Source organism: Paraconexibacter sp. (assembly GCF_041602235.1).
Lineage (GTDB): Bacteria > Actinomycetota > Thermoleophilia > Solirubrobacterales > Solirubrobacteraceae > Paraconexibacter.
Window position 1 is genome coordinate 1 of record NZ_JBFIGP010000166.1, and the last position, 8,460, is coordinate 8,460.

Consider the following 8,460-nt stretch of genomic DNA (forward strand, 5'->3'; position numbering starts at 1 on the left):
CCCCACGCTGTCGCTGGCCAGCTGGCCAGTCCAGCGGGTCAGCGCAGCCAGTCCGGCAGTTCCGGCCGTGCGACGCCCGACGGCAGGCGGTCCTCCTCGTCGAGCTTGTCGAGGTGCGCGGCCAGCGTCACCGTCGCGGCGGGCCGGAGCGCCGCCGGAGCGTCGCTCCACACCCGGTCCAGGAGCTCGTCGATCGTCCGCGCGCCGGCCTCGAGGGCCTCGAGCAGCCGGCGCTCCCGCTCCAGGCGGTGGCTGACGTACTCGTCGAGCTTGGCGTGCGGCTCGGTGATCAGCGGCCCGTGCCCGGGGCAGATGAGCCGCAGGTCGCGCCCGCGGAGACCGCGGAGGGCGTCGAGATAGCCACGCAGCGCACCCGGGGCGGGCGCGACGAAGACGCTGCCCTCGCCGAGCACCGCGTCACCGCTGAACACCACCCCCGCCGCGGTGACGAACGCGAGGTGGTCCGGAGCGTGCCCCGGCGTCGCGACCGCGCTGAACGGACCGACGACGTCGCCGTGACCGACGGCCACGTCGCTCGGGTACCGGTGCGCGGCGACGACGGGCGCGTCACCGGCCTGACGCAGCAGCCGCAGGAGCGGCTCGATCCCGCCCACGTGGTCCTGGTGGTCGTGGGTCAGCGCGATCCCGGCGACGCCGCCGCGCCGCCGGCCCTCCCGCGCCACCGCCTCCTGGTGCGCGGGCAACTGGGGTCCGGGGTCGACGATCCAGCACGGATCCCGACCGACCAGCCAGGTGTTCGTCCCCGTGAGCGTGAACGGTCCCGGGTTGTCGGCGCGCAGGTGCGCGATGTCGTGAGCTGCGAGCTGTTCCACCGCCCCGGATCGTCGCACGTCCGCCCCCCGGCCCGGGGCAGCCCCTTTCAGGGGACGAGACGGGGGCGAGACCGCTCTGAGACCACCCGCCGGCAGGCCGCCGTTACCGTCGGTGCATGTTCGTCGACCGACCACGCCGCCCGCCGCCCGAGGGCGGGGAGGACGTCGGGGCTCAGGACCGCGCGACGCCGTCCGGTCCCGCGTTCGCCGGCATGACCGCCGGCGCGTTTCCGGGCCTGCTCCCCGGGTCGGCCCCGCTGAGTCCGCCGGACCCGCTCGAGCGGCTCGAGCGGCTGGCCCTGCTGCACGAACGCGGCGCCCTCACCGACGACGAGTTCCTGGCGCAGAAGACCAAGCTCCTGGACGAGATCTGAGCCGTCCGCCCGGGCGCAGAGCGCACGTCGACCGCTCGGAGCGGTCGATTCGGCCCGTGCGGCGGTGACAGACGACCTGTCGATGCGCCAGGATGCGCGTATCGCTTCGCCGCCGAACACGCCGCCCGACCGCCTGAGCGCGCTCGACGCCTCGTTCCTGGACCTCGACACGGCCGCCGCCCCGCTGCACGTCGGCTGGACGATGCGGTTCGAGGGCACCGCACCACCGCTCGCCCAGCTCCGGCGCCACCTCGAGGCGCGTCTGGACGCCGTCCCGCGCTTCCGCCGGCGGGTCGCGTCGCCGCGCCTGGGGCTCGGCGACCTGCGCTGGGCCGACGACCCCGGGTTCGACATCGCCCGCCACGTGCACGCGCTGCGGCTGGCCGCCCCAGGCGGTCCGGCCGAGCTCCGCGAGCTCGCCGGACTGCTGCTGTCGCAGCCGCTGGACCCCTCCCGTCCGCTGTGGCGGCTCTATCTCGTCGACGGACTCGACCGTGGCGGCTTCGCCGTGGTCGGCCAGGCCCACCACGCCCTCGTGGACGGCATCGCCGCCATCGAGGTGGCGCTGCTGCTCTTCACCCCGCAGCCGTCCGCGACGCCCGACGGCCACGGAGCCTGGGTCCCGGCGCGCCCGGCCCCGCTGACCGCCAACGGGCGGGACCTGGTCCGCACGCGGCTGGAGGGGTCCGGCCGCGCGGCGCTGTCCCTCGCTGCCGCGGCGCGGCGCACCGACCCGGCGCGGCTGCGGGAGATCGCGGGCGCGGTCGAGGCGTTCTCCCGCCCCTCCGCCCCGACGAGCCTCGACCGGACCGCCGGACCGGACCGCGTCGTCGCCTTCGCCACGACCGACCTCGAGGGGGTGCGCACCGCCGGGCGCCGTCACGGCGCCACGATCAACGACATGCTGCTCGCCGCCTGCTCGTTGGCGCTGGGACGTGCGCTCCGTCGGCGCTCGGAGCACCCTGCGTCCGTGAAGGTCCTGGTGCCCGTCAACGTCCGGGACGGAGAGACCACCGCGGGCAACAAGATCAGCTTCATCGGCGTGGAGCTGCCCGTGTCCGAGACCGACCCGATCCGGGTCCTGCGCCGCGTGCGTGCGCAGACCCGGGCGGCGAAGGACGCGGGCGAGGCGGGGCCCCTCGCGGCCCTCGCGGACGCGGCGGACATCCTGCCCGCCGCAGCCCGACGCGCTGTCACGCGCACGGCGGCGCGCGCCGCGTCGTTCACCGCGGTCGTCAGCAACGTGCCGGGCCCGCCGGTGGACCTCGAACTGCTCGGGCGGCCCCTCGCCTCGCTGTTCCCGGCCGTCCCGTGTCTCGACGGCCACGCGCTCACCATCGGCGCGCTCTCCTACCGGGGCCGTCTCAACATCGGGGTCACCGCGGACGCGGTGGTCGTCCCGGACGTGCTCGACCTCGGACGCGACATCGAGCAGGCCTTCGACACCCTTCGCGTGCTGCCGGCGGCGCGGGAGGTCACGCCCTGGCGCGAGCGGGCGAAGGACCGTCGCCGTCTGCGGTCCGTCCCGGCCACGGGCGCCGGCCGCTCCTGATCGCGCCGCTCAGCGGCGCGTGAGCCGCCACACGGCACCGTTCAGGGAGACGACGTAGATCCGGCCGCTCGAGTCCTCGCCGAAGGAGGCGAGGTTGGGCACGCGCGGGAGCCCCGCGACCCTCTTCGTGCTGACCTTCCTCGAGGACCGCAGCTTGGCGCCGTAGATCCGGCCGAGACAGAAGTCGCCGTAGAGGTAGGTCCCGCGGAGCGAGCCGAGACCGCGATCGCGGACCACGTACCCGCCGGTGATCGAGCACCAGCCCGCACCGTGCGTGTGCTCGATGACGGGCCTCACCGCGCCGGGAGCCTCCTCCCCCTCGGCGAACCTCCGGGAACCCTCGAACACCCGCCAGCCGAAATTGGCGCCCCGTCCCTTCCACTTGGGCCGGTAGTTGATCTCCTCGACGTCGCTCTGCCCGACGTCGCCGATCGTGAGCGCGCCGGTCGAGCGGTCGAAGGAGAAGCGCCACGGGTTCCGCAGTCCGTAGCTGTAGATCTCGGGGCGGGCGCCGGCCCGTCCGATGAACGGGTTGGTCGACGGGATCCTGTACCGCCGGTTGCCGGTCTTGCGCGGGTCGATCCTCAGCAGCTTGCCGAGCAGCGACCCCAGGTCCTGGGCGTTGCCGCGCGTCCCGTGCCGGTCGCCGGCCCCGCCGCCGTCGCCGGTGGCGATGTACAGCAGCTTGTCCGGTCCGAACTGCAGGTTGCCGCCGTTGTGGTTGGCCTCAGGATCGTCCATGCGCAGCACCAGACGCGCGCTCGAGCGGTTGGCGCGGTCGGCCCTGGCCCGGCGGTACTCGACGACCCGCTGCTTCTCCTGGCGATCGGTGTAGTAGACGTAGAAGCGGCCGCGCTTGGCGTAGTCGCTGGGGAACGCGACGGACAGCAGGCCCTGTTCGCCGCCCGACGTGACGAGCGAGCGGATGTCGAGGAACGGGGTCTTCAGCTTGCGTCCTCCTCGCACCACCATGATCCGCCCTCCCTGCTCGACGACGAACACGCGGCGCCGGTCGCCGGGGGCGCCGGTCACGTAGAGCGGCTGGTCGAACGTCCCGACCTTGGTGAGGCGCAGCCGGGCGGCGCTCTGCGCCTGCGCCGGCGGTGTGGTGGTCGTCCCGGTGGGGGCGCCGGCGTCGGTGGAGGTCCTCTCCGCGGGCTCCGTCGCGGCCTCCGTGGACGCGCGCGTGCCGTCCCCGTTGGCGGAGCCGCACGCCGCGAGCGTGATGGTCAGCACGGCGATGGCGAAGGTCGGACGGGTGACGGGCATGCACAGACGATGCCAAACGCCGGGCCTCGGCCTGCCGGTTTGCGTGCGCGGGTGAGCGGGGATGGCAGACTCGCACCATGGACGAGCAGACCTTCGACGTGATCGTGATCGGCGCGGGCCCGGCCGGCGAGGTCGCCGCCGGGCGCCTCGGAGAGGCGGGCAAGCGCGTGGCGATCGTGGAGGAGCACCTGATCGGCGGCGAGTGCTCGTTCTGGGGCTGCATGCCCTCCAAGGCCCTGCTGCGGCCCGCCCAGGCGCTCGCCGAGGTCCGGCGCGTCCCGGGTGCGGCGCAGGCCGTCAGCGGAGACCTCGACGTCCAGGCGGTCCTCGACCGCCGCGACGAGGTGATCCACGACCTCGACGACACCGGCATGCTGCCGTGGCTCGACGAGCGCGGTGTGACGGTGTTCCGCGGTCGTGGGCGCCTCGAGGCGCCGCGCACGGTCCGGGTGGGCGACGCGCTGCTGCGTGCCGACGACGCGGTCATCGTCGCCGTCGGCACGCGCGCCGCGCTCCCGCCGATCGACGGGCTGGCCGACGCGGAGCCGTGGACCAACCACGAGGCCACGACCGCCGACCACGTGCCCGGGAGCCTGGCGATCCTCGGCGGCGGCCCGATCGGCTGCGAGATGGCGCAGGCCTACCGGTCGTTCGGGGCGCGCGTCACGCTGCTCGAGGTCGCCGACCGCCTGCTCGCCAAGGAGGAGCGGTTCGCCTCCGAGCAGGTGCTCGACGCGCTGCGCGAGGCCGGGGTCGACGTTCGGCTCGGCGTCGCGGTCTCGCGCGTCCGGCGGCGTCCGGACGGCCAGGTCACCCTGTCGGTGGAGGGCGGCGACGTGACGGCCGACGAGCTCCTCGTGGCCACCGGACGGCGCGCGCTGACCGCCGACCTCGGTGCCGAGGCTTTCGGCGCGGAGCCCGGGAAGCCCTGGCCGGTCGACGACCGGCTGCGGGTCGAGGGTCATCCGTGGCTCTACGTCGTCGGCGACGCCAACGGCCGCTCTCTGCTCACGCACGTCGGCAAGCACCAGGCCCGGGTGGCGAGCGACGTGATCCTGGGCAAGGACGTCGCCCTGCGCCCGAGCATCGACCCGCCGCCGCGGGTGACCTTCACCGAGCCGCAGGTCGCCGCGGTGGGCTACACGCTCGCGCAGGCGCTCGACGCGGGCATCGCCGCCCGTGCGGTCGACGCCTCGACCTCGGGCAACGCCGGCGGGTCCTTCTACGGACGCAACGCGCCCGGGACCTCGCAGATCGTCATCGACGACGACCGTGGGGTCCTCGTCGGGGCGACGTTCACCGGGGCGGACGTCCAGGACTTCCTGCACGCCGCGACGATCGCGATCGTCGGCGAGGTGCCGCTCGAGGACCTCTGGCACAGCGTGCCGGCGTTCCCCACCCGCAGTGAGGTCTGGCTGCGCCTGCTCGAGCGGGCCGGGCTGTAGCTACTTCTTGGAGTAGTCCTCGCGCGCGATCTGCGGGAACGCCGTGGTCGCCCCGCCGTACGCGTAGGGCTTCTGCACGTGGCACGCGGGCGCGGACGGCGTTCCGCCCGCGGGACGCTCGCCACCGGCGTTCTTGCAGTCGAACGACGGCAGGATCGCGTTGGCCGCGATCGCCGGGCCGACGACGCCGAGCGGGTTCAGGTAGGCGTTGCCGCGGTTGCTGCCCACGCGGTCGCGGTAGACCGCGATCGTCTCGGTGCCCGTCGGCCCGAACTGGCGCAGGTAGTGCCCGGGCGCGCCCGGGACCTGGGACTTGGTCCGGGCCGCCGTGGCGACGCCGAGGTTGGCGAACATGTCGGAGAGCGTGTGCTGGTGCTCGCTGATCCACCCGAGGATCGGGTTGATCTCGCCGAGCCATGGCCCGAGCTCGTTCAGCAGCGGACCCAGTCCATCGACGATCTCCGTCGTCGCGGGGAGCGATCGCCGGGAGATCTTGATCAGCGGGTCGAGGTTCACGAACAGGCGCCGCAGCTCGGGTCCGAAGTCGCCGAGGGCGTCCAGGGTCGGGGCGAGGTCGTCCATCGCAACCTTCAGGTCCGCCACGACGGGCTGGGCCTTGCGCGAGAAGCTGTCCAGGCGGGTGAAGGTCGCCTTGGACTCGTCGAGGAAGGTCGGGAAGATCCGCCACGTCGCGGCGAACGCCTCGCGCTCGCGCTGGATCGCCGTGAAGACCGTGTCGCCGTTCTCGACCAGGCGCCGCAGCTGATCCTCGCGACGGGTCAGCGCGCCGAACACCACGCCGGTGTTCTTGACGAGGCCGCGGAGCGACGCGCGCTGCTCGTTGAGGACGTCCAGCAGCTCCCCACCGGACTCGATGAACCCGGGCAGGTTGCCGAAGCTGTCGTTGAGGTCACGGCCACGGCCGTCGACCGCGACGGCGAGCGACTGCTGCCAGGTCCGGAACGCCGAGCGCGTGAACGGGTCGAGCGCGTCGAGGATCTCGTCGAGCTCGACCGTCGACTTCACGTTCTTGGACGGCAGGCGCCCGCCCTCGGGCACCGGCGTGGCGCTCGCCGATCCAGTGGTCATCTCGACGTAGGTCTCGCCCAGGAGGGTCTTCTGGCGCAGGGTCGCCCGTGCGTCGGACGCGATCGGCGCGTACTTCGGCTCGATCTCGATCGTCGCCACGGTCGAGTTGCCGTCGTCGGAGCGGCGCTTCTCACGTACCTTGCCGACCGCGACGCCCGCGACGCGCACGTCGGCCTCGACCGCGAGCTGCGTGGCCTCGGGGAAGGCGACCTCGAAGCGGTAGCCGTTGGGCTTCAGCGGGGTCGGACCGCCGAAGCTGACCCAGAGGAAGAGCAGCAGCGCGAAGCACGACAGCGCGAAGCCGACCATCGTCAGGAGCCGGCCGAGGGTTGGTGCCTGCTTGACCATCTACCCCTGCGCCTTCTTCCCGCCGAACTGCTTCTTGGCCGTGGCACGGCGCGCGGCAGCACCGTCCCCGCCACAGATGCGGGGGTCGGTGAGCACGCCCGTGAGCCCGAGGATGAACTCCGACGCCGGGACGGAGGCGACCGAGGACTCGAACACGTTGCACGCGCCGGCGAGCGTGATGTTGCGCATCGGTCCGTTGGCGTCGGCGGTCGAGAACAGGTTGACCGAGATGTGGCTCAGCCACGCCAGCGCGAAGGCATAGCCCTCGTCACGGCCCGCGACACCCGGTGCCTCGCGGCCGTTGGGGTTGTGGCCGAGCATGTTGAACAGGTGATTGAGCACCTTCAGGCTGCGCTTCAGCTGCGGCTCGCTGGTCACGAGGTCGTCGACGGCCGGCAGCAGCTCCCGGAGCAGGGGACGGGCCTCGCGGACGAACGGGCGGACGTCGTCGCGCAGCTGCGGCGTGGCCTCCTTGGCGAACGGCAGGGTGGCGTCGTTCGCGCGCTTGAGAGCACCGGCGACGGGCCGCAGGCGGTCGGCGGTCGGCCGCAGCACGCGGGCCATCGCCTCGACCTTCTCGAGGCTGTCGCGGGTCTCCCGCAGCGCTCCGGGCAGCTCCCGGACGGTTCCCTGCACGCCCTCGCGCTCGGCCGCGAGGGCACGGAACACGCGGTTGGAGCTCTCGATGAGCTGCGAGAGGTCCTCGTCGCTGCCCGCGAGCTTGGTGTTCAGCCGCTGCAGCGCGTTGATCAGGCGTCGCAGCTCGCGACGGCGGGTCGCCACCTCGGTGGACACCTTCGCGAGATCACGGTGGGTGGGCTCGAACCGCGCGAGCACCTCGCGCAGGTCCTTCCCGTTGCCTTTGAGGCCCTTCCCGGCGCCGTTGAGCAGGAGCTTGAGGTAGTCGCGGGTGTCCGCGTCCAGGGCGCTGAGGAACTCGTCGGGGTTGACGTCCGGCAGCGTCGTGGAGATGGGCATCGTCCACCCCTCGTCGGCGACCGGCGCCTCGGACGTGCCCGGGTTCAGCTCGATGAACATGTCCTTCAGCCCCGTCTTGGGCCGCAGGAGCGCCGTGGCGTCCTTCCGGACGAGATCGTCGTACTCGGAATCGAGCGCCATCGTGATGATGGACCGGCCGTTCTTCAGCTCCGTCTTGGCGATGTCGCCGACGCGGATGCCGGCGACGCGGACCGTCTGCCCCTGCCCCGGGGTGACGGCCTGGGCGGTCGCGAACTCGGCCTTGACCTCGAAGGGCTTGTCCTCGATCAGCGGGAACCGCATCCGCTGGTTGTCGAGGATGTACCCGCCGACGCCGATCGCGATGACGAAGAGCCCGATCACCGCGATCAGGTCGCCGCGACGCTTCTTGATCGCGCGGATCACTTCGAGACCGCCTTGTCCGAGACGCGCAGCTTGCCGGTGAGCCCCTCGAGCTTGATCTGCTTGCGCAGCCAGTCCACCGCGACCTCCTGGGCCTCGGCGATCCGCTTCTCATAGGCGGTGCCGCTGGTCCGGATCCGGATGGCGGGCGGCGGGTCGGCGGGGATCGA

The 8,460-nt window shown here is 73.1% G+C and carries 7 protein-coding genes; 3 read left to right on the top strand and 4 right to left on the bottom strand.

Annotation, left to right across the window (positions count from 1 at the left end; all coding sequences use genetic code 11):
• Positions 1-38 precede the first annotated feature (38 nt).
• Positions 39-833 carry an MBL fold metallo-hydrolase gene (locus ABYE80_RS13330; RefSeq protein ID WP_372790771.1) on the bottom strand — a complete coding sequence of 265 codons (795 nt, stop codon included), beginning with the start codon at positions 831-833 and terminating at the stop codon, positions 39-41.
• Between the two features lie 116 nt (positions 834-949).
• Between ABYE80_RS13330 and ABYE80_RS13335 the strand changes: the two genes are divergently transcribed.
• Together ABYE80_RS13335 and ABYE80_RS13340 are read left to right on the top strand one after the other, a co-directional pair.
• Positions 950-1,207 (top strand): SHOCT domain-containing protein, encoded by a 258-nt coding sequence (locus ABYE80_RS13335; RefSeq protein ID WP_372790772.1) that lies wholly within the window; start codon positions 950-952, stop codon positions 1,205-1,207.
• 82 nt (positions 1,208-1,289) lie between these two features.
• Entirely contained in the window at positions 1,290-2,759 is a 1,470-nt protein-coding gene (locus ABYE80_RS13340; protein WP_372790773.1) for a wax ester/triacylglycerol synthase family O-acyltransferase, read from the top strand.
• Between the two features lie 9 nt (positions 2,760-2,768).
• Here ABYE80_RS13340 and ABYE80_RS13345 read toward each other — a convergent pair whose 3' ends face one another.
• On the bottom strand, positions 2,769-4,028 hold the full coding sequence (locus ABYE80_RS13345) for a sorbosone dehydrogenase family protein (protein ID WP_372790774.1): 1,260 nt from the start codon (positions 4,026-4,028) through the stop codon (positions 2,769-2,771).
• Between the two features lie 77 nt (positions 4,029-4,105).
• Between ABYE80_RS13345 and ABYE80_RS13350 the strand changes: the two genes are divergently transcribed.
• A complete protein-coding gene (locus ABYE80_RS13350) occupies positions 4,106-5,473 on the top strand; it encodes an NAD(P)/FAD-dependent oxidoreductase (RefSeq protein ID WP_372790775.1) in 1,368 nt (455 codons plus the stop codon).
• Here the strand turns inward: ABYE80_RS13350 and ABYE80_RS13355 are convergent, their stop codons facing one another.
• Both ABYE80_RS13355 and ABYE80_RS13360 read right to left on the bottom strand, forming a co-directional pair.
• Positions 5,474-6,910 (bottom strand): MlaD family protein, encoded by a 1,437-nt coding sequence (locus ABYE80_RS13355; RefSeq protein WP_372790776.1) that lies wholly within the window; start codon positions 6,908-6,910, stop codon positions 5,474-5,476.
• Positions 6,911-8,293, bottom strand: coding sequence for an MlaD family protein (locus ABYE80_RS13360; RefSeq protein ID WP_372790777.1), 1,383 nt, complete (start codon positions 8,291-8,293; stop codon positions 6,911-6,913).
• Positions 8,294-8,460: the final 167 nt, after the last annotated feature.

Coding starts and splice junctions, on each gene's coding strand:
- ABYE80_RS13350 (WP_372790775.1), top strand. CDS start 4,106: ATGGACGAGCAGACCTTCGACGTGATCGTGATCGGCGCGGGCCCGGCC.
- ABYE80_RS13335 (WP_372790772.1), top strand. CDS start 950: ATGTTCGTCGACCGACCACGCCGCCCGCCGCCCGAGGGCGGGGAGGAC.
- ABYE80_RS13345 (WP_372790774.1), bottom strand. CDS start 4,028: ATGCCCGTCACCCGTCCGACCTTCGCCATCGCCGTGCTGACCATCACG.
- ABYE80_RS13340 (WP_372790773.1), top strand. CDS start 1,290: ATGCGCCAGGATGCGCGTATCGCTTCGCCGCCGAACACGCCGCCCGAC.
- ABYE80_RS13355 (WP_372790776.1), bottom strand. CDS start 6,910: ATGGTCAAGCAGGCACCAACCCTCGGCCGGCTCCTGACGATGGTCGGC.